16 protein-coding genes are annotated in these 19,871 nt (G+C 66.5%); 5 read left to right on the top strand and 11 right to left on the bottom strand.

The features are described 5' to 3' along the window. Position 1: 1 nt before the first annotated feature. From IEZ09_RS09185 to IEZ09_RS09205, 5 genes are all read right to left on the bottom strand, one after another. Complete coding sequence (locus IEZ09_RS09185; protein ID WP_189253159.1) at positions 2-1,168, bottom strand: TIGR02679 family protein; 1,167 nt, start codon at positions 1,166-1,168, stop codon at positions 2-4. Further along, positions 1,165-5,103, bottom strand: a complete 3,939-nt coding sequence (locus tag IEZ09_RS09190) for a TIGR02680 family protein (protein ID WP_229812383.1) — start codon at positions 5,101-5,103, stop codon at positions 1,165-1,167. Before IEZ09_RS09190 ends, IEZ09_RS09185 begins: the two co-directional genes overlap by 4 nt. Positions 5,104-5,108: 5 nt before the next feature. Then, positions 5,109-6,275 (bottom strand): TIGR02678 family protein, encoded by a 1,167-nt coding sequence (locus IEZ09_RS09195; RefSeq protein ID WP_189253161.1) that lies wholly within the window; start codon positions 6,273-6,275, stop codon positions 5,109-5,111. Then, positions 6,272-7,786: a TIGR02677 family protein gene (locus IEZ09_RS09200; protein ID WP_189253162.1), complete on the bottom strand. Its 1,515-nt coding sequence runs from the start codon at positions 7,784-7,786 to the stop codon at positions 6,272-6,274. The genes IEZ09_RS09195 and IEZ09_RS09200 overlap by 4 nt, the downstream gene beginning before the upstream one ends. 77 nt (positions 7,787-7,863) lie before the next feature. Then, complete coding sequence (locus IEZ09_RS09205; RefSeq protein ID WP_189253163.1) at positions 7,864-8,910, bottom strand: hypothetical protein; 1,047 nt, start codon at positions 8,908-8,910, stop codon at positions 7,864-7,866. A gap of 232 nt (positions 8,911-9,142) precedes the next feature. On the opposite strand from IEZ09_RS09205, the gene IEZ09_RS09210 reads away from it, so the two are divergent. From IEZ09_RS09210 to IEZ09_RS09225, 4 genes are read left to right on the top strand one after another with little or no spacing between them, the layout of a single operon-like run. Then, a complete protein-coding gene (locus IEZ09_RS09210) occupies positions 9,143-9,892 on the top strand; it encodes a YbaB/EbfC family nucleoid-associated protein (protein ID WP_189253164.1) in 750 nt (249 codons plus the stop codon). Beyond that, complete coding sequence (locus IEZ09_RS09215; protein WP_189253165.1) at positions 9,885-10,226, top strand: hypothetical protein; 342 nt, start codon at positions 9,885-9,887, stop codon at positions 10,224-10,226. The genes IEZ09_RS09210 and IEZ09_RS09215 overlap by 8 nt, the downstream gene beginning before the upstream one ends. Positions 10,227-10,259: 33 nt before the next feature. Then, on the top strand, positions 10,260-10,964 hold the full coding sequence (locus tag IEZ09_RS09220; RefSeq protein ID WP_189253166.1) for a hypothetical protein: 705 nt from the start codon (positions 10,260-10,262) through the stop codon (positions 10,962-10,964). A 26-nt stretch (positions 10,965-10,990) separates the two neighbouring features. Beyond that, positions 10,991-11,608: a hypothetical protein gene (locus tag IEZ09_RS09225; protein WP_189253167.1), complete on the top strand. Its 618-nt coding sequence runs from the start codon at positions 10,991-10,993 to the stop codon at positions 11,606-11,608. Between the two features lie 409 nt (positions 11,609-12,017). On the opposite strand, the gene IEZ09_RS09230 is transcribed toward IEZ09_RS09225, so the two are convergent. The 5 genes from IEZ09_RS09230 to IEZ09_RS09250 are packed head-to-tail and all read right to left on the bottom strand — an operon-like array spanning position 12,018 to position 15,400. Beyond that, positions 12,018-12,908 carry a DUF6346 domain-containing protein gene (locus IEZ09_RS09230; RefSeq protein ID WP_189253168.1) on the bottom strand — a complete coding sequence of 297 codons (891 nt, stop codon included), beginning with the start codon at positions 12,906-12,908 and terminating at the stop codon, positions 12,018-12,020. After that, positions 12,905-13,351 (bottom strand): DUF6346 domain-containing protein, encoded by a 447-nt coding sequence (locus tag IEZ09_RS09235; RefSeq protein ID WP_189253169.1) that lies wholly within the window; start codon positions 13,349-13,351, stop codon positions 12,905-12,907. The genes IEZ09_RS09230 and IEZ09_RS09235 overlap by 4 nt, the downstream gene beginning before the upstream one ends. Further along, positions 13,348-14,646 (bottom strand): WXG100 family type VII secretion target, encoded by a 1,299-nt coding sequence (locus tag IEZ09_RS09240; protein WP_189253170.1) that lies wholly within the window; start codon positions 14,644-14,646, stop codon positions 13,348-13,350. Before IEZ09_RS09240 ends, IEZ09_RS09235 begins: the two co-directional genes overlap by 4 nt. Next, complete coding sequence (locus IEZ09_RS09245; protein WP_189253171.1) at positions 14,643-14,951, bottom strand: hypothetical protein; 309 nt, start codon at positions 14,949-14,951, stop codon at positions 14,643-14,645. The genes IEZ09_RS09240 and IEZ09_RS09245 overlap by 4 nt, the downstream gene beginning before the upstream one ends. Continuing rightward, the gene (locus IEZ09_RS09250; RefSeq protein WP_189253172.1) at positions 14,948-15,400 is read right to left on the bottom strand and encodes a YbaB/EbfC family nucleoid-associated protein; all 453 of its coding nucleotides are present in this window, start codon (positions 15,398-15,400) and stop codon (positions 14,948-14,950) included. Before IEZ09_RS09250 ends, IEZ09_RS09245 begins: the two co-directional genes overlap by 4 nt. Before the next feature lie 83 nt (positions 15,401-15,483). On the opposite strand from IEZ09_RS09250, the gene IEZ09_RS09255 reads away from it, so the two are divergent. Further along, positions 15,484-16,014 (top strand): hypothetical protein, encoded by a 531-nt coding sequence (locus IEZ09_RS09255; RefSeq protein WP_189253173.1) that lies wholly within the window; start codon positions 15,484-15,486, stop codon positions 16,012-16,014. Between the two features lie 9 nt (positions 16,015-16,023). On the opposite strand, the gene IEZ09_RS09260 is transcribed toward IEZ09_RS09255, so the two are convergent. Next, positions 16,024-19,356, bottom strand: a complete 3,333-nt coding sequence (locus tag IEZ09_RS09260) for a type ISP restriction/modification enzyme (protein ID WP_189253174.1) — start codon at positions 19,354-19,356, stop codon at positions 16,024-16,026. Positions 19,357-19,871: the final 515 nt, after the last annotated feature.

The following is a 19,871-nucleotide window of genomic DNA, read 5'->3' on the forward strand; positions in this document are numbered from 1 at the left end:
ATCAGGCCGAGAGATCGTTCAGAAGGTCGTCCAGCACCAGTTCCTCCTCGACACGGCGTCCGGCGAGGTGCATCGCCGTCGTCAGTGCGGGATCCCAACGGGCTTCGACCGGTGTTCCGGTGAGCGGCCTGCCGACGTCACCGGCAGCGAGATACGACGCGGTGTCGAAACGCCACGGTGTGAAGGGCACGCGGTCGTGCAACACGTTCGCGATGCGGATGCCGCCCCAGTCGAAGTCGCCGTGGTAACGCAGGGTCCCGCGCGCGGAGACGATCAAGCGGAGCAAATGCATCACCGCAGCACTCGGCTGGCCGCTCGTGCAGACCAACGGCGGGCAGGACGGCCCCAGGTGGTCGGCGGCGGCCGCCACGACGACGGGATTCTCGCAGACGAAGACATCCAGTGGGGCAAGGCGCGGGGGATCACGGACGAGTTGGCGCAGCGTGAGGTGCACCGGCTGGCCGAGCCACGCCTCCAGACCTCGGTGCCCGGTGAGGCCCAGGGTGATGACCGTGGTGGACAGCTCGTCGCGCATCAGGCCGACCGATGCCCAGACCTCACGACGCCATTCCGCGCCGCTGCCGTCCGGCAGACCGGAGAGCACGCGGGCGGCCCGCAGCGCGAGCGTCGCCAGTGACCGGTCGTCGTCCAGCGCGTGGGCGTCACCCGTCGTGCGCGCGGCGAACCGGCCGATCGGCTCGCCCGGCGACGGCAGCTGTCGCACGACGACGTCCAACATGGCCAGCAGATCGGCCGCACGTTGTGGGGTCGGTGCGAGGCGTTTGATGACGCCACTGGCGCGCAACGACAGTGCCCACTCGGCGAGGCGCGTGTCCGTCAGTTCCGCGAAGGCCTTGTCCCACAGCCCCTCCAGGTCGCCGGCCTCCGGAAGCGGGCCGGTCAGTTCGAGCACCGCCGACGCGAGCCCGTCCGGGTGGGCACCGGATCGGCGCAGCACGTCGTCGACGGCGGGCAACGACACGCTCAACGTCCGGCCAGGGCGTGGCGCCCGGCCGAGCAGGCGATGCACGGCTTGCCGTTGCTCTTCCGTCGGGTTCGAGAGAGTCACGGCGATGTCGAGCGGCTCGTCACGTTCGAGGCGTTTGCGCACCCGAGCGACGAGCCAGGCCAGCTCGTCGCCGCCGAGCAAGCGGTGCAGTCTCGTCATCCGGCAGCCACTCTGACGCGGCGGTGGCCGGTCCACTCCCACGGCGTCACCAGCACGGCCGGGATGTCGTCGGTCCGGGACAGCTGGGCGATCGCGAGCCCAGGTACCTCGGGATAGCAGCCCCACTCGCGTTCGCTGGTCATCACGACATCCAGGTCGAATGCGGCCAGCAGGCCCATGCACTTCGCCCGTGAGTCGTCGTCGACACCCGCGAACGCCTCGTCCAGCGTCACCAGCCGGGGTGCGTGCGGATTGCCCGCGGAGGCGTAGTGCGAAGAGGCCGCGGCGAACAGCGGCACGCTCGCCGTCAGCACGCGCTCACCACCGGAAGCCGGGCCGATCGCGGTGCGCCACTGACCGTTCTGATGGCGCTGGATGACGAACCGGTGCCACTTGCGGTAGTCCAGCGCCTCGGTCAGGTGCTCCAGCCAGGTGCCGGAGGCGTTGCGGGACCGCACGTTCGCGATCTCCGCCTGCAGGAACTCGCCGACGGCCGAGCGATCCTCGTCGGACCACGCGTCGGAGGTCTGGCGCAGCAGGCGTTCCCTGGCGGTGGCCAGGCCGGTCGGTGCGTCGTCGGCGGGCTGCCACTGCAACCGCAGCCGCATGCCGGTGCTGGTCGGGCGGTCAGCCAGTTCGGCGTTCATCCGCGCCACCTGGGCCTCCGCTGCGGAGATCAGCTCCTGCAGCGTGCTCGCGACCTCGTTGACGAGGTGGTTCTCCAGAATCTCGCGCTCACGTTCGTCGAGGATCCGGCCGCGGTCCGCCACCTCGACCCGCAGCGCGTCGGTGAGCTCGGGCGTGCTCGTGGTGCGGCCCTGGAACAGGACGTCGACCACGATGCCGTCGTCCAGCAACCTCGCCGTCGCCGAGTTGCCGTGCCGTGACAACGTGTCCGTCAACGTCTTCAGCTCGTCGTTGACCTTGCGCTGGACGCGTTCCCACACCTGGTCGTCGTCGGCTTGGTCGGCGAGCTCACGGTCGATCAGCCTGGCCAGCCGGACGGTCGGGTCCGGCGCCCACTGCGCCGCCGGATCGGGTGTGGCGAGGTCGGGCAGCGCCACCCCGAGCAGTCCGGTCGTCGCGAAGCGCCGCAAGGACTCCGCCGCCTCGGCGCGGCTCGCCGTCGCTTCCTCCAGTTGTGTCTGGAGCGTGTCGAGCTGACCCTCGGCCTTGCCCCGGTTCGTGAGGGCGTCCGTGCGGCGGCCGTCCGCGGCGTTGCGATCGTCACCGCACTGCCTCAGCGCGTTCGCCACCTCGGCGAGCTGGCGCTGCAACTCGGCCACGGCGGAACCGACGGTGGCCGCCAAGGTCTCGTGGTGCTCGGTGGCCGCTTCGCTCGCCAAGGCGGCTTCTGTCGCCTGCTCCTGTCGTGAGGCGTGGTCCTCAGTCGCGGAGGCGAGTTCGCAGCGAGCACGCTCGTCGTCACGGATCGCGTCGCTGTGGCGGCGCTGGGCGGGCCGGAGAGCCGCAATGGCGACGCGGTACCGGGCCAAGGCCTCCGACACCGCTTCGAGTTCACCGCGAGTGGCGGGCAGACCCACCTCGGCGGCTTCTTCGACGAGACGGCTCTGTGCCGTGCCGAAGAGAGCCGCGGCCTCGACGCGCCTCTCCTCCGCGATGCGCCGACGGTCGGCGAGGCGGCGTTGCTCGCCATCGATCGCGTGCAGGTCTGCGTGAGCCTTGCGCAACGCGGTGTCGTCCGGGCACGCCGCGATCTCGGCGGCGAGGGCGGCGCGCCGTTCGCGCAACTTCTGCCGCTCGGCCGCGATGATGGCCAGTTCCTCCTGCACGACGAGGAGTTCGGCCCGCAACTCGGCCAGTCTGGCCAGCCGGGCGGCCTCGCGAGCACTGCGGCCGATGAACTCCGCCGACTGCTTGTGCCACGCGCCTTCCAGCACCCCGACGCGGAACCGGCCGGTGAGGTCGACCCAGTTCCGGCCGCCTCCCAGGCCGACGGTGGCGAGGATCGTGGAGACCTGGTCGTCCGCGCTCAGCACCGACGTCAGGTTCACCGGTTCGGCTTCGGCGGCACGCAGGAAGACGTCCTCGGTGTCGGGGGAGACCAGCTCGCCGTCCGGGGTCACCCACGCGTCCAGCAGGCCGGAGCCCTCCAACGCGGCTTCGAGTCCCGCCCGCTGGTCACCGGAGAGCTCCTCGGCGAAGTCGATCAACTGCCACAACGGTGCGCCGGGCCTGCCGTCGCGGTCGGCGCCACGGGTGTGGGGGACCGGTGGCACGCTGTCCTCGCCCGCCTCCAGCTTGGCGATCTGGTCGGCGAGATCCGCGCCGCGGCTGTGCGCGGCGGACTCGCGCGCCCTCGCGTCCGCCTCGGCGCCGGCCAGGACCGTGCTCGCGGCGTGTCCGGCGGCATCGACGGCGGCCTTCACCGGGTTCGGGCCATCCAGGGTCTCGACCCACAGGTCCAGCTCGGCCGGCACCTCGGCACGCAGTTCGACGGTGGCCGCGAGGTGCCGGCGAACCGCGGTCAGCAGTGCCAAGCCCTGCTGCCCGACGACGTCGATGGCCTCGGCGCGGCGCTCGGCGAGCGCGTCGGCCTCGGCAGCCAGCTCGTCCACCCGCTGCCTCGCTTGGTCCAGCTTCCCCCTCGCCTGGTCGACCGACGTGATCAGCGCGTCGACGTGCCGGACCGCCCGGTGCTGACGGTCGGCCGCACGATCCGCTTCGGCGTGGTCGTCGAGCACCGCTTCGTCCAGCAACGCGGCACGAGCGGCCTCGACAGCGCTGGTGTGGCAGGCTTCGAGGGCGCCTGCCGCGTCACGGAGGATCTCTGCCGCCTCGTTTGCCAGCCTGGTGCGATACGCGACGGTATCCGCGGCCCTGGCGGCTTCGGCGGTGAGCCGTCCGGCCTCACGCTGGAGCCGCTGAGCTTCCTGCGCGACCCGCTCCAACTCGCGTGCGCTGCGCATCTCGGGACTCGTTCGCAACGCCTCGTCGCGGGCTCGCAGGCGCACCGCGTGCTGTTCGAGCTGGTCGAGCTGGTTCTCGGCCTCGTCGAGGGCCTGCTGTGCCTGCGCGTGCGCTTCCTGCGCGGCCGTGAGCTCGCGGTTGACGCGTTCGTAGTTGGACTGCGCGTTGCGGGGTTGTGCTGCCCGCCGACGTGACGCCACGCGGGCATATCGCCGGTAGTGGCCGAGGAAGGACTCCGCCGCGTCCCGTGCCTCCGTCATGGCCTTGAGGGCGTCGCGGTCCTCCTCCAAGCTGCGGAAGGCCTCCGCGACGTCGGCGATGATCGCCTGGTCCAGCGGCGGCAGTGCCTCCGTCAGTGCGTTCGACAATGCCTTCTCGTTGGGACGCTTGGACAACTGCGGCGCACGGAGGTTGATCAACAGGTCGACGAGCGCGGCGTAGCGCTGCTCACCGAGTCCGAACAACGCCTCGTCCACCGCACGCCGGTACTCCCGTGCCCGGTCGTAGACCGTGCCGTGTTCGCCGAGGGCATCGGCGAGCCGGTCACGCGCGAGCGCGGTGGTCGTGGCGTCGACCAGCGAGAGGTCCTGTCCGATCCGTTGCGACGTCACGAAGAACCAGTGCCGCGCGATGCCACGACCGGCCACCGCCTTCAGTCCACAACCGATCGTGCGGTATTCCGCGATACCGTCGTCGTTGACTCTGCCGAACTCGAGCCACGTGTATCCCAGCCGCTCGGGATGCGGGTGCGCGCCACCGAGCAGGAGGTTCCACTCCATGCGCTTCTTCGGGTCGGCATCCGGCTCCACCCGATGCGGCGACAGCTCGCCGTCCAGCAGGAACGGCAACATCAACGCCAGCACCTTGGACTTGCCGGTGCCGTTGTTGCCGCGCAGCAACAGCCGCCCGTCGCGGAACCGGAACTCCTCCTGGTCGTAGTAGAAGAGGTCGACCAGACCGGCACGCAGCGGCTGCCAGCGAGCACGGGCGGGAAGGGGCAGCACGTCGGTCACCTCGTGGTGGTGATGGTCGGCTCGGCGAGGGCGTAGCGGGCGAGCGCGGGGCGGGCGCTCACGTGGTCGTGATCTCGATGGACGAGATGCAGCGCTGTCAACCGGGTGAGAGCCTGCTCGACGAGTTCGGCTTCGGCGCCGGGTTCGGACGCGTTGCGCCGCCAGTACGAGCGGTGCTCCCGCGCCAGTTCGCGCACCCGGTCGTGCAGATCACTGATGTGTGCCTCTCCTTGCGCGGCAAGATGTTCCGCGACGAGCAGGGTGACGTGACCCTCGGTGCCGCTCTCGGGCATGCGCACGTCGGTGAGGTCGTCCGCCGGATCGATCATGGCGATGCCCTCCGCCCGCACCTCGGCGACCAGCCCGGTGAGCTCGGCGACCTGGCGGGTGAGCGCGGCACGCTGCCGATTCAGATAAGCGAGTTCGTCTTCGTTCAGCTCGTCGTAGTACAGCACCGGCTCGTCCAGCAACTGCCGGGTCAGCCGATGGCGGATCGCCCGGTTGCGCAGCTCGTCGGTGTCCGGCACGACATCCATCGTGAGCTCGGCGAAATCCAGGGAATCCATTGTGGAGGGACCGCGGCTGGTCGCCAGCATGGTCGCCAGCACCCGGCGTTCCACGTCGTACAGCACGTCGCCGGTGTCGCGCACGAAGGCGTCCTCCTCGCCCGCGACTTTGCTCAGCACCCCGAGATCGAGCAGCAACCGGACCACGGCGACGAGGTCCGAGCGTTCCTCACGCCCGGTCAGCGTGAAGTCGACACCCAGCTCCGGATCCGCCGCACCCATGACCACCTGCCCGGCGAGCCGGCCCAACGTGATCTGCGCGTCGGCACGGTCGAGCGTCGCCAGCGCCAGACAGGTCAACACGTAACGGCGTCGCGTGAACGGCAGCTTCGACCGCGTGTCCATGGCCGGATGGGTGGCGTCGTCCGTGGTCGCGGCGACCTTCACCAGGCGGGCCACCTCGCTGTCGACGATGAGCCGCCAGCCGGTGTTGAGGTCGAACCACGCCCGCAGCTCCGCCTCGTACTTGCGGACCAGCCGATACTCGTCGGCCTGCGCGCCCGCACGCAGCAACGGCCGCCGCAGCAACGCCCGCGCCGCCTTCCGCCGGTCGTCGGCGGACGAGGCACTCAGCGCGTCCGAAAGCGAGCGTGTCACGCCGACCACTCCTCGGGTTCCGCGGCGGTCAGGTCGATGATCTCGAGGAGGTGGTCCGGCCCGCGAAACGTGCCGTCCGGCGTGTGGACCTCCGCGACGCCTTCGTCGAGCGCGGTCAACCTGATCTCCAGCGTGCCGTCGGACGTGGTCGTGGAGATTTCTCTCTGGTGTGGCCCGCGCGCCGCGAGAGCGTCCCCGAGCAGCCCCAGGAACAGCCTGAACTCGGCAGGATCGAGCCTCCCGACCTCGCTCAGCCTCGTTGGCCGATGCGTCACCAGCCGTTTGCGCGCCAGCTCGGTCTCCTCCGCCTGCCGCGCGGCCCGCTCCGCCAGAATCTGGCGCTGTTCGGTCCGATCAACGATCTTGTTCGGCTTGCCCCGGCGCTCATAGCTGCCCGTCTTGCGCAGCTGTGGGCTGATCAACAAGGGCGGCGCGTCGAACCACGGCGTGCTGGCGGCAACCGGCTGTTCGTCCCTCTCGTTGAGGGTGTCCGCGTCGACCGTCAGATGCCGCGCCGACGACAGTCCGAAAGCCGCACGCCACAACCGATGCATCGTGGCCTCGTCCGGCGCCTGCGCGAACCACCGCGCCAGCGTGCGAAAGTCCGCCGACCGATCCGACCGCCCCGCTCGCCGTTCGTTGAGCGCCGACACCACCTGCAACAGCGCCGGAATCGCAGCCCTCGCCCGTGCCCGCAGCAACTTGGCCTGACTCGGATGCTGCGGCTCGCTGACGAACCACTGCCGCAACCCGAGCCAACGCTCCCGCCACAACGCCAGCCCGCGCTCGAACTCGTTCTTGCGGTCCTGGTCCTCGCCTGGCGCCGCGTCCTCGGCCTCACGCGCCGCAGCCATCACCAGCAGTCGCTCGGCGTCGTTGATCTCCGTGACGAGACCTGCGATCTCCGCTCCCGTCGTGACCAGGTCCTTGATGAACCGTTCGAGGTAGTCGATTAGCTGATCCTTGTAGGCCCGGAACGCGTCGACGTCCACGTCGTGCAGGTCGATCGACCGCTGCAACGACCCCATGAACGCCTGCGCGTTGTTCGCGAGATCTGTGAACCGGCCGACCAGCCCCCGCAACAGCAGGTGCACCTTGGCCGGATCGGGCTCGTCCTGCTGCGCCAGCTCCAGCAGCGCCCGGAGCTGGGTGACGATGTCGGTGAGCGCCACCGCCTGGAGCGCTCCCCGCCGGCCCAGCGCCTCGTCGAACGTCTGGAGCGCCTGCTCAGCTGCCTCACCCGCGGGCGTCAGCTGGTAGAGGAAGCGGGCACGGTGGAAGTCCTCCACCGTCGTGACGCGGCTGGTGTCCGGGTCGGCCCGCAGGTTGCCCCAGTCCTTCAGCCTGCCCAGCGCCTCCGTGACCGTCGCGAGGTCCGCGTCCAGCTCCAGGTCCTCTGGCCGCAGGTGCACGACGAACCGCCTCTTGGCACGCACGAACTCCCCCATCACGGCGCGATAGAGGTCGGCGTTCGGCGTCGTCAGGTGCGCGAACGGCTGAAAGTCCGGCATGGCGCCCAGTGTGCCAGCAGGGTCCGACAGTTTCGGAGCCGAACGGCTGTCAGCCGCGGAGGTACGTCGTCAGGCGCCTAACTACCGCCACGCCACACGACGTGCATGTAGCTGCGCCGGTCTTCAGGAGCCTCCTCCCGCACAAATGTGCCACTGTCGGATCGGTACACGCAGTCGATACCGAGGCGGTGCAGATAGTCGACCCCGTACTGGTCTGGCCTCAGTGGGAAGAGTGCGCTCAGCCGTGTCACCGGTTGAGGGCTTTCGGCAGAATAGTCGAGCAGCTGTCCTGCGGCTTCGCGCACCTTCTCGTGGTTGGCCAGGCTCTTGGCTTCGAGGATCTCGACCTCGCCCTCTTCGACGCGGTAGAGGTCGGCACGCTTGCCGTTGTGCGTGCGAAAGCTCGTGAATGTCACGTCCGGATGGAACTGCTGGTAGCGGGACAGCAGTTGGCTTTCCACTCGCTCGTGTTGCGCGGTCCGCTCGGTTATGTGCAGCGACACCACGTCGGTGTGGAAGGTCTCGACTGGAATGACCTGCGAGCCCGTGGCGAGCGCACGGTCCACGGCTTCCAGCTGTGCGCCGATTCGCGCTTCGTCCGAGCTTGGCACGACACGAAGTTCGGACAACATCCTCGGTACCCGGTCGCCGATGACCAGTCGTTGACCGGCCACGTTGTCGCCCTCGTCGAAACCGAGCCGACGCCAGACCTCCCGCCGGGATCGTTCGATCACCTGGATGTTGCGCACGCTGTAGACGTTGACGAAACTCCGCCCGCTGTCGAACTGATCCCACATGAGATCTGCCATGGCCTGGTTGCGGAAGAGGTGACCGATCTCGCCGGCCACCTTGACCTTGTTCTCCCCGGTGAACACAACGATGTCGCCGGTGCGGAGCCTGTCCATCATGTTGTTGTGAGTGGCGATCGCTCCCCAGAAGTGAGCGGTTCCCGAAGGGTGCAGAGCGCGCAACGCGGCCAGCTCGGTGTGCTCGAGCAGTTCGCGGTACTCGTTCGACTCGAAATCGATGCTCGCCTCGATTGTCTTGTGGTAGCGACGCCGCGTCTTCGGGTTGCCGTAACACGGTGCAAGAAGGATGTAGGGTTCCGCTCGATGACCACCCATTCGGGTGATGATATAGCTGGCTGCGTCGCTTGTCCGAGTGAACGGTCATACTGTGCGATGTTGGCCTTCACCTCTCGTGGTGGCGCCTCAGCCAATAGTTCGACTCTGGCTGACGCCGCGCCCGCGCGGTTACCAAGCGTGATCTTCTGACTACGTCAAATCACACGCTTTTCGTGGCAGGCCGCTATGGTCGCTCGTGCGCATAGGCCATATCTGAGTCCGGGGAGGCGTTGTGCCGCTTGAGCACATTGAGCTGGCCCACCTGAACATTCCTGACGACCCCCAAACGAGAGCTCGCATCTCCGAACTCACCCGTCCTGGTGGCGTTGAACTGCAGCTGGCCGAGACGTACGAGGCTCGCGATCCCGCTGGGCTCATCACCGTCACCGTGAACAGGTTCCAGATGGTGACGAATATCCGAATTCGTCCTCGGTGGTTCGAGCAGCTGCGGCCGGAAGAGTTCCCGGCCGCGCTCTACAACACGTACATCACCGCGGTTCAGCGCGCGCTCGCGCTGGAGACCACCCGCCTGTCCCAGAACCAGGAGAGTCCCTCAAGTCTTTCTACGCCGGGCGAGGCCTCCGTGGACCCCGCCGAACTGTCGGTCGAGGAGTTCATCGCGAGGGCCAGGTCCCGGTTCGAGGCCATCGATGCCGAGTACGACGCGATCCGGCGTCAGGAACAGGCTTCACGAGCGGACATGATCGAGATCCGCAGTCCACTCGGGTATCTCACGATGCGTATACGCGACGGCGGCCCGATTGCGATCCACGGCAATCCCCAGGCGCTGGACAACGCGTCCGACTCCGTGCTGGCCGAGGACATTCTGCACCTGTTCGCCCGCGCGGGTTTCGGCGTCGAACCAGGCGAACGGCCACGTCCAGTGCCACGGTCGGAGCGCCCGCATGACGGCGGGTCTGACGCGGACGACGAGTACTTCGACGGTTTCAAGGTGCTGGGCAACAGGGACGGAAATGGCTGACTTCAAGGTTGTCACCTCAGAACTGCGCAAAGAAGCCAAGCTTTGGCAGGAGAAGGTGGACAAGACCGAACCGATCGTGCGGGCGGTGCAGGGCGCTTACCTGTCATCTTCCGCGTTCTTCGTCGGCGACCTCACGACTCTTGCCGCGGGAATCGCCAACGCCGAGCTCGAGGCCGGTCAGTACGAGGAGTTCCGCACGTTCATGGAGAAAGTTCTCCAAGGTGCGGTCATCGAGTTCGGCCAGATAGATGTCGCACTGCGCAGGATCGCCGACGAGTACGACCGCACCGAAGGTGCCAACGAGGTCGATCTCAAGAAGTTCTACAGCGTGTAGGAGTTGATGGCCCCGATGCCTGGTTCTGAGGAAATGAAAGGCCTGTTCGACCGAGGCTTCGAGGGGTTGGAGGACAAAGCTCGGGAGTGTGGAGACAAGTTCAACGCTGCTGTCCATCACATCAACGACTGGCGGTTCGTGCTCGGTCCGGCGATGCTCGCCATCCGCCCAGCTCTTGACATCGTCCGCGACGGTCTGGAGAAGCTGTTCAAGCTGATCAGGACAGCTGTGGAACACCACTTTCCCGTCGTGTCGCTCATCGTGCAGTCTTTCAGGTGGATCGAAGACGTCCAGCGTCCCGTGGTCGGCCTTACTCACGATGCGAGCGACCTGGTCGACAACTGGACGGGCGAGGCCAGCGCCAAATATCAGCGCAAGATCACGTCGCAGAACGAGGCGATCGCCGTCTTCGCGACCAAGGCGGACAGCGTCAGCAAGTGGTTGATGGACATCGCCAAGTACAACATCGAGTACATGACCGAGCTGGCCAAGATGGCGACCGGCTTCCTCGGTGCGCTCGTGACCGCGGCCATCGAGGGGGCGACGGTCATCGGGATCCCGTTCGCGGTCAAGGACCTCGCCGGTGCGATCGGCACCCTCGTCACGCAGGCGTTGGACAACTTGGTCGGCATCGCCAAGAGGTTTGCGGAGGCGCTCAGCAAGGTCCGGGACCTCATGAGCTTGACGGCCGAGCCCAAGTTTCCGAATGGCAACTGGCCGCAGGCAGTCAGTGGCTGATGTCGTACTCATCACAAGAAGAGGACATGCGCACGAAACCCCACCGCACCCCGAAGCGACCGTTCGTCGTCCTGGCATCTGTGGCGATGATGATTGTCGCCGGTTGCAGCGCCGAGCCGGTCGCGGTGCCCACGTTCAGCGCCAGTACGTCGAGCAGTTCGGCTCCAGGACCGGCCAAGTACGCCTCGGCCACGTTCAGAACCTGCGAGGAAATCCAGCAGAAGGAGCCCGAACTGCCTCCTGCGCCGGTGGAGTCCGAGCGCGGCGAGGGGGCGAACCAGTTCACGCAGGAATGTGAATTCACGAACAGGAAAGTTGAAGGAGTGTACTTCACGTTCCGGGTGATTCTCTATGAAACCAAGCAAGACGGGTACGGCTTCCACTCTGCCGCGGAAGTCGCGAGGACAGCTTTCGGTAACACTTCGAATTCGGAGACGGAAAAGGATGTAAGTGTGAACATCGGCTCGGAGGCCCGCTGGGTCACCCCCAGGCCAGACGTCCTTTGCAGGCTGGAGGTTCTCGACGAGAACGCAATTCTGTCGATCGCCTACCAGGAGAAGGGCAGCAATTCACACAGCGAGCATTGCCGTCAAGGTGCACGCGACGTGGCACGAAAGATCTATGCGGCCGTGCAACCGAACTGATCCGCCAGGGTCTGGTGTCGCTGTGATGGCTGCGGTGATCACTTCGGTGGGTTGGTCAGGTAAGGGAAGCGTTCTCGCGTTCGACCCGCGTACGCACCCGGTTGAGGCGACGCATCCGGGACTGCCATCGATCTCGGACGCGATGCGCGTTGAGGCGATGAAGACACCGGGCGGCTGGCTGTGTTGACCCGGACATCGATCCTGCCCGCTCCGGACGAACAGGACAACAACCTGCTCACGCTCTACTCGCTACCTCACGGCCGACGCCGGATCGGTTGGCGTTGAAGGACCTGCTGTCCGCGCTGCCGGGACTCCTGGTGCTGGTGAACCCGGTGGGCAGGTGGGCGCGGACCTGAGGGGCGAGCACCTGGTGCGGCTGGCCACAGCCGGCACTCGGTGAGGTACTCGGTCACCTGACGGGGAGGAACCGCGGCGGCAGGTCCGGGTTCTCCAGATTCCGGACTCTTGCCAGGTCGTACGTCGGCTTGATCAGCAACGCCATACCGCCGGCCAGCAAAAGGACGAACAACGCCTTGGCGAACCTGTGTTCGTACGGCTGGTCGACGGCCTCCCACCGGACACCGATGGCGGTCACCGGCTTCGGAATGCCGATGTCCGCACGAGTGAACTGCGAGTGGCTCATCGTCTGCGCGAGCTTCTGGCCGGTTTCCGCGGTGATGTCGACATCGCAACGCCATTGGGCTCCCAAGTAGCGCCAATCCCGCTCACACGACGTCGCCACACCCGTGCCTTCCGTCCGCCGTGGCCAGACATCGGCGCGGGCGGTGATCAGCAGGCCGTGGACGAAGTAGGCAGCGAGGAAGGCGAGCCCGCCCGCGCCGACATACCAGCGAGCCTGGGCACGCAGGCGCCGCGCCTCGGCCTTGGCGGCCGGCCGTTTCGCGCGGCTGTTCTGCCACAGCACACCGGTGCCGACGAGGCCGAGGGCCACGAGGGTGACGGCGCCCATGGTGGGCCACGGTGCGGGGTTAAAGGATGCGCGGGCGGGGGCGAAGTGGTGCGGGGCGAGGCGTTGCATGGGGACGGAGGTGTCAGCCGGGGTTAGCAGGGAGGAGTCGCTGGTGTAGCGGTACCGCACGCCTTGGTCGGTGACGATCGCGGTGCAGCTCCAGCGGGTCCCGAGGAGCAGCCAGTTGCGCTGACACTGGATGTTGTCGGCGTGGGCGACGGGCTCGCCTCTTGGACCGTGGTCTTCCCAGAAGAGCACGAGGAACGCCGCGCCGTACGCGCACAGGGCGAGCCAGACCACGGCGAGCCAGCGTTGGTGATGTCCTTTCACGGCACCGGGTTCTTGTCGCGGAACATGTGGAACGTGATCAACAGCGCGATCCCGGGCAGGCCCATGAGGCACAGCATGTACGCGACCTTGTTCGGCTCCCTGCGTTCGGCGAGTGCCCATGTCGGGCTTGCCTGCGACGATCTTCCAGATCGCACGAGGTTGTTGGTCATCGGGACCTGCTTGCCGATGTCCGCGGGCGTGAGACCGGAGTTCTTGCTGCTATAGGGATGGCGCTTGCCGTCATCGGCCACGATGGTGGCGTCGCAGTACCAGAGGGCGCCGAAGGCCCACCAGTTGCGCTTGCACGAGACGTTCTCCGCGTAGCCTCTCCGCTCCCCGCCTGAGCCTGCCTCGCCGTCGAAGAACAGCGTGCCCGCGTGGGCGGCGTAGAGGGCGACGATCCACAGGACTGCAGCGATGACGATGCGCTTCGTCTTCATCATCGGCCTTCCTTGGGGTCCTTGTGGCCGCCGCCTTCGGCTTTGTTCAGCTCCTTCGACAGTTCCTTCACCGGATGCACGAGGTCGCCCCAGTTCGGCATCAGGTGGCTGATGTCCCGGCTGGCCACGGCGCGGACCCAGTTCTGCCCGTCGAGCAGTCCCTTGCTCATCGGCGCGTCCACCCGGTCGGCGGCGCGGCCGAGCCCGGACTGAGGATCACCCATGTTCTCCTTGCGCGTGGACAACGGCGGCTGGTTCATCGACTCGTAGAAGTCCCGGACCTTCTGTTTGCGCGCCGGCCCGTTCTCCTTCACGCGGGCCGCCCAATCGTCGACCTTCTGGCTCGTGCGCTGAGCTATGTCGTCGATCTTGTTCATCGCGTTGTCGACGCCGTCCTGGATGCGCCTGCTCACGTTGCCGAGTCCGTCACCGAGGTTGTCGAGCGAGTCGGCCCTCGACACCTTCGTCGCGGAGTCGGCGGCGAGTTCGGCCGCGCGCTGGTTGCCGTAGCGGCTGTTCGGCATCTGCCTGCTCAGGGCGGCGAGGTCGTCAGCCTGCTTGCGCATCGCGGCGCCTGCGCTCTTCGCCAGCGAGCCGAGCTTGTCCAACGCCTTGAACAGCTTGGCGACGAACCGCGCGATCTTGGTGCCGATCTCGACGGCCTTGGTGACCGCTCGGGTGATGAAGGCCGCGATCGAGGCACCTGCGGTCGGGATCGCCGACGCTGCGGCTGGAATACCCCACATCAACAGGGTTCCCGCCAGGTCGGCCAACAGGTCGCGGATCAGGGCTCTCGTTGCGGCGACCACCGCTCCGGCCACCTTGATCTTGTTCGCGGCGGACGACGCCGCGGCGGATGACCCGCGGAGTTGCGCAGCAAGGGTGGTGCAACGGTTCCGGTAGCTGTCGGCGGCGTCACCCGTCCAGTCAGCGAGCGTCTTGGCGTGAGACTCGTACGCGGTGGCCTCATCGCTCAGTCGCTTGGAGATGTTCTCCCAAGTGGTGCCGATCGCCTCGATGGCCGGTGGATCACCCATGAGCTTGTCGAACGGTTCCCGGATGAAGCCGATGTTCTCGATGATCCAGCCGACTACCGACGAAGCCAGCGTCCCCAGCGGGTCCGTGAGGAAGCCTGCGACGTCCAGTGCCAGCGCGGCGCCGTCGATGCCGAGCGCGACCGGATCGATGGTTTTGCCCTCGGCGAACGGCTTGACCAGGTCCTCGGCGGTGTCGAACATGCCGGCGCCGGCGAGCCGCTTCTTGTCGTCTTCCTTCTGCGCGATCAGCGGGTTGCTCATCGGTCCATCCCCTGCATGGCGCTCCGGTTGCCTTCCTCGGCCTGTCGGTAGGTCTCGGCGGCCGAGCACAGTTCGTCACCGGTGGCCTCGAACGCCTTGGGCAGGGCCGCCAGCAGGTTCTTGGCGCTGTCGAGTTCGTCGTTGAAGATCCACGACCATGCCTGGCAGAGTTCGCCCATTACGTTCGGCCCCAAACTTACTTGTGAGGCGGACACGGCCTCCTGCAACGACGGGGACAGTTGGCCGACGAGCATCTTGCCGTGAGCGGCGACGGTCTCGGCCTGGGTCTGGAAGCCGCCGCTCATCGCAGCACCGAGTTTCCGCCGAAGTCGTCGTCATCACTAAGCGGCGGTGCGGGGCGGCGTGGCGCAGGCTTCGGCTCCTCGACCGTGCCGGCCGGGTCGATCACGGCGATGCCCTGTTCGACCTGTTCGCGCAGGAACGCCATGCCCTCGCCGTCGCCGAGCAGCGGCCGCATGGTGTCCTCGATCTTGTGCGCGGCTTCGACCTGGGCACGGCGGATGGTGTCCATGATCGTGCGGCCCAGCGCGGTGTGGCCGAGGTCGTCGGCGCGCGGAGTGAGCTGGAGCGACTCGATGCGGCCGCCGGAGCCCACCGTGACGATGACTGAGCCGTCCGGGCTCTGAGCCTGGGTGCGGGACTCCCGGAACGCGGTCTGGATGGCGTTCGCCTGCTCCTGGGCCTGCTGAAGCCGCTGCTCGAAGTCAGCGAGGTACTGGTGCGGATCGGTCACGACCGGATGATCCCATTCAGTCGTACTCTCCGCGCACTGTTCGGCACAATGCGTGCATGATCAAGCCGCTCGTGACGAGGGAGATGAGGGAACGCGCCAGGCGCGCTCCCAACAACTGGCTGCACGTTGTCGACCCCGCCCACGACAGCACCGGCGGCGTTCCCGCCGAGGCTGTGATCGGGCGGTACCTCGTCGACGCTCGGGGTGAGATCACCGACCAGTACGTGCCGAACCCTCGGTATCAGCCGCGTGAGATCACCTTCGAGAACGACCTCGAATCGGCGATGTACCTCGTACAGCGTGGGTACGAGGAGAAGCAGACGCTCGTGGACGCGGTCCTGGCGGCCGACCTGGTGCTGCCCGCCGATCCGGCTCGCGAGCCGCGCGGGCACCTGGTGATGCGCGGCGACATCGTGGATGTCTTCGCTTCGGAACAGGCCCGGCCACGGGACTGGCCGCCGTATTGGCATCGCTTTCGCGGGGTGGAGCTTGCGGTCGTCGTCGATGCGCTGGAGCGGCCTGTCACGCTGCTGGTCACCGCGCAGGGTGGCGTCCAGTTCGAGATTCCGGGCGAGTTGCTCGTAGAAGGGCTGCGCGCCGTAATTCTCGACTGACTCGATCAGTCAGAGAAGTGGGGGCTCACCCAGTTTGGGCGGCTTTCGGTAGGCAGCTGATATCGGCAAGATTCCCTCACGTTCGAGATCCTCCACGGTGACAAGCGGACCGCTGACCACCTCGTCGAGCAGTTGGTCTTGCTCGGGTTCGAGCTGGACGCACATGTCAAGCACGGCTAGGAGTTCCAGTAGTTCGTCGTCGAACTGGGCGGTCCACCGCTGCGGGTTGATGTCGTCCAGCTCGGACGTGCGCTTGCGGTGCCGGGGATCACTCTGCCGATAGCTGAGCCACTTGCGGACGACCGGCATGCCACCTGTCGTGTAGTTCCACACGGCGCGACTGACCGGCCGGAAGCAGCCAGCCGTGTGAAACAGCGTGTCCTCGCCAAGGATGAGGGTCTCCGTCGCCTCGTCCAGACGCGCCGAACTGGGAATTTCTCCCTCTCCTGACGGTACCGGCGAGACAGGTTGGGGCTTGGCGTCGTCCGGTATCCCCGCGGGGCGCCCAGCGGCCAGGTCCACCATCCGCTCGCCGAACGTGTGCAGCCAAATGACTCTGCGCCCGATCTCGACGGCTCGTCGCCACAGCCGGGCGTCCATTGTGATCGGTACCCGGATGCCTGGCGTCTTCAACTGCTCGCGGAACCGTTTCGTGTAGCCGGGATGCGCGGTGATCGCGGCGATGTAAGCCAACAGGTTCTCGGCGCTGACCTGCATTCCGGTGAAGTGTCGCAAGGTTGTCAGCAGAGAGGGAGCCATGTTCGGGACGGTGCCTCGTGCGTCCCGGTACAGCGGTAACACTCGCCCACCACGGCTGTTGAAGCAGTGCATGTCAGGAACGTTGACTGTGAAATGCAGTGCGGTTCCCTCACTGAAGACGTCGGCATGCTGCTCGGTCACGTAGACCTGTTGCGGGCCGCTTACCTGCCACAGTTCAGGTCTGGGAAAGTCGATCACCCGGCGATCGTGGATCACCATCTGGCGATCGAAGCTGCGGAAGGTGAGGCGAACCAGCCGCGGAGTGAGCTCCGATTCAGTCGCGATGGAAGCTGCACCAGCAGGGACGCCGGGCTGCGGTCGAACGTGCTCGACAGTGGTTCGGTCCCGAGTTTCTTTGAACAGCACTGCCTTTTCCTGCTTGTCGGCCTGTACCAGGCGTGCCCATCGCTGCATCAGTGTGTCGGCGTCGGGTGCGTACACCCAGTTCCGGTTGGGTTTCACGCCAGGTTGTTGCCACGGCAGCAGGTCTCCGAGTGCCGGATAGGTTGCCCAGGTGTCGTCGCTTGGCCGGAAGGCTGCCTGCCAGTCGGGAGAGCACCTCGACCACCCAGTGTCGAGATCCAGTTCCGCCAAAGCCTCGAACTTCTGCGCCTGCGTGCCCTCCAGCGCCCGATAATGCACTTTCGCAGGCACTTCAGGTTGCGGCTCGCCTGCGCGAACGAAGACGCCTATGCAGATCTTGTGCTGCGTGATCGGGAAGATCCTTGTGTTGGTGTCGGCGCGGTGCTCCTCGGGGGACAGATCGATGATCCACCCTTCATCCGCTGTCTCCCGCAGATACCTGCGCATGCCTGCGTATGACTTCGAGGTGAGGTAGGCGCTGGGCGTGATCAACGCGACGACACCAGCGGGGTCGTTGGCTTCGAACGCTTTCCACGCCGACCACCGCCAGAAGTACGTCCACATGTTGCTCAGGTTGAACTCGTGGCGTCCTGCACCGGGAACGCGGAACTCGTCGAGCGAAGGTCTGTTCGAGGTGTCGACGAGCTTCTTGGGATCGCGGCGTCGCTCCAGCCACGGCGCGGCGCCGCGGGCGTTCTCGCGCCACGGCGGGTTGCCGATCACGACCATGACAGGCTTATTCCGCTTGTGGTGATTAGCCTTCTCCCTCGACTCCATCAGCACCTCATACAGCTGACCGAGGGGGAACGGTTGGGCGTAGGGGTCGTCAAGGGCATTGGTGAGGAAGCGTGGTTCGTCCTTCGGCAGCTCGACCTGGTACCGGTTCTTGAGCACGGCATGCAGCCGGAGCTCCGCGACGGCGAACGGCGCGGCCTGCAGTTCGAAACCCACGAGCCGGTTGGCGAAGAGCTCGCGGAGGTGGGCGGCGGGAACGGCGTCGGTGTTGCGGATGCGGCGCAGGGTGTTGGCCGCACTTTCGAGTACCTCGGCCAGGAAGGTGCCTGCACCCATCGACGGATCCAGGACCGTCACGTCATCGGCTGCGAACCCACGCTTCTTCTTGAGTCGCTTCTTCAGGATCTGGTCGACGAACGCGACCATCGACCTCGCGACCGGCGCAGGGGTGTAATAAGTGCCGCTCTGGCGCCGGAGCGCGGGATCGTAGTCTTCAAGGAAGGTTTCGTAGAGCCGCGCGTAGGTGTCGGCGTCACCGAGCTGGACGTGCGTCCAGTCGACGTTGCCGATGACCCGCACCAGCGAATCCACGATGTTGAGGTGACCCACCCACTTCGGGTTCGCGAGCATGGCGAGTGCCGCGCCGAGCAACGAATGCTTCTTGGCGAGCTGCTCGGCGATCGCCCACGGCGTACGGCCTTCGAAGTTGATCCCGTCGACGCGTGCCAGCAGCAGAGCGAACGTGACGGCCTGTGCGTAGGAGTCGGCGAAGTTGGCGTCGTTGTCCCGCCCGTCGGGGTTGGGGAAGAGAATGTCCCTCCACTCGCTCGCCAAGCCCGTGAACGGCTTACGGCCAGGCGTGGACTTCTCCTTCTGCAGGGTCTCCAGCACCTGGTCGCGGAGCAGCCTGCACAACGGAGCGACCTCGGTGACGATCGCGCGGAGGCTTCTGGGTTCCGGCGGCCGCCAGAAGAGGAAGTCTCGTATCAGGCGTTCGAAGGCGTCCGGTGCGGTGAGCCGGCTTCCGGCCCTCGAGAGGTCGCCGTCCAGTCTCGCGACGCTGCCGACAAGTACGCCTTTCTCGTAGCGAGCGAACGAACTACCGTCCGTGTAGATCAGATTCGGTAACGCCTTCAGCTTCTCCCACTGCTCACGGTCGTGTTTGTGTGGACGCCATGTGCTCGTTTCCGGCGTTCCCTTGCCCGGCGCTTTGAGCTCGACATAGCCCGCACGGCCACTCGGCACGTCGACGGCGATGTCGGGCCGCGAGTGCAGCTCGGTGATGGTGACCTCGTCGTGCACGTGGACACGCAGACCGACGACATCACCGAGGCGTTCGAACAGCTTGCTGACGGGCAGCCGGAGGCGATCTTCGTTGCGGCCGTGGCCCCGCATTCGAGGCAGGAGAGCCGATCCGTACGCGGACACGGCGGATGCGAACTCGTCGGTGTCGAGGGGAGGCCTGCGTCGTTCCGGTCGCCCCATCGCGTCTCCTCGGCTGAAGTCGATCCTTTCGAGATTCGTTCCGAGACGGTGTGCAAGTCAAGCAATAAATGGTGTAGATTGCCCGGTCATTCGAATGGCGCAGGTTCTCTCGCCATAATTAACTCACGTGGACCAATCTGGCTGTTTTGATCATTGCTGATTATGGGCTGAACGGGTCCATTGCTCACTCGTTCAGGGGCATACGGCTTTCTAATGATTCAGCCAGGTTGGCGGCCCTATGTTGGTTCATCGAAGTTGAGCGGGCTGTAGAAGGACTTGCGGCCGGGTGGCGCGGCGGAGCGCCGAGTGATGTTCGTGCACCAACAGCGCTACGCCGACGCACTCGGTCTTCCGGTCGTACTGCACCTCGTCGGTGGTACTGCGGTGCTTGCCTGGCACAGGTACCGGCGACGGGCCGAGGTCACAAGTGGTTGGTCCACTATGGATTGTCCGGCGTGCGGGTGAGGTAGGTATGCCGTGCGCCACGCCCACGTTCTGGCGACCGGTATCGGTCG

The organism is Lentzea flava (assembly GCF_014648475.1).
Classification (GTDB): Bacteria; Actinomycetota; Actinomycetes; order Mycobacteriales; family Pseudonocardiaceae; genus Lentzea; species Lentzea flava.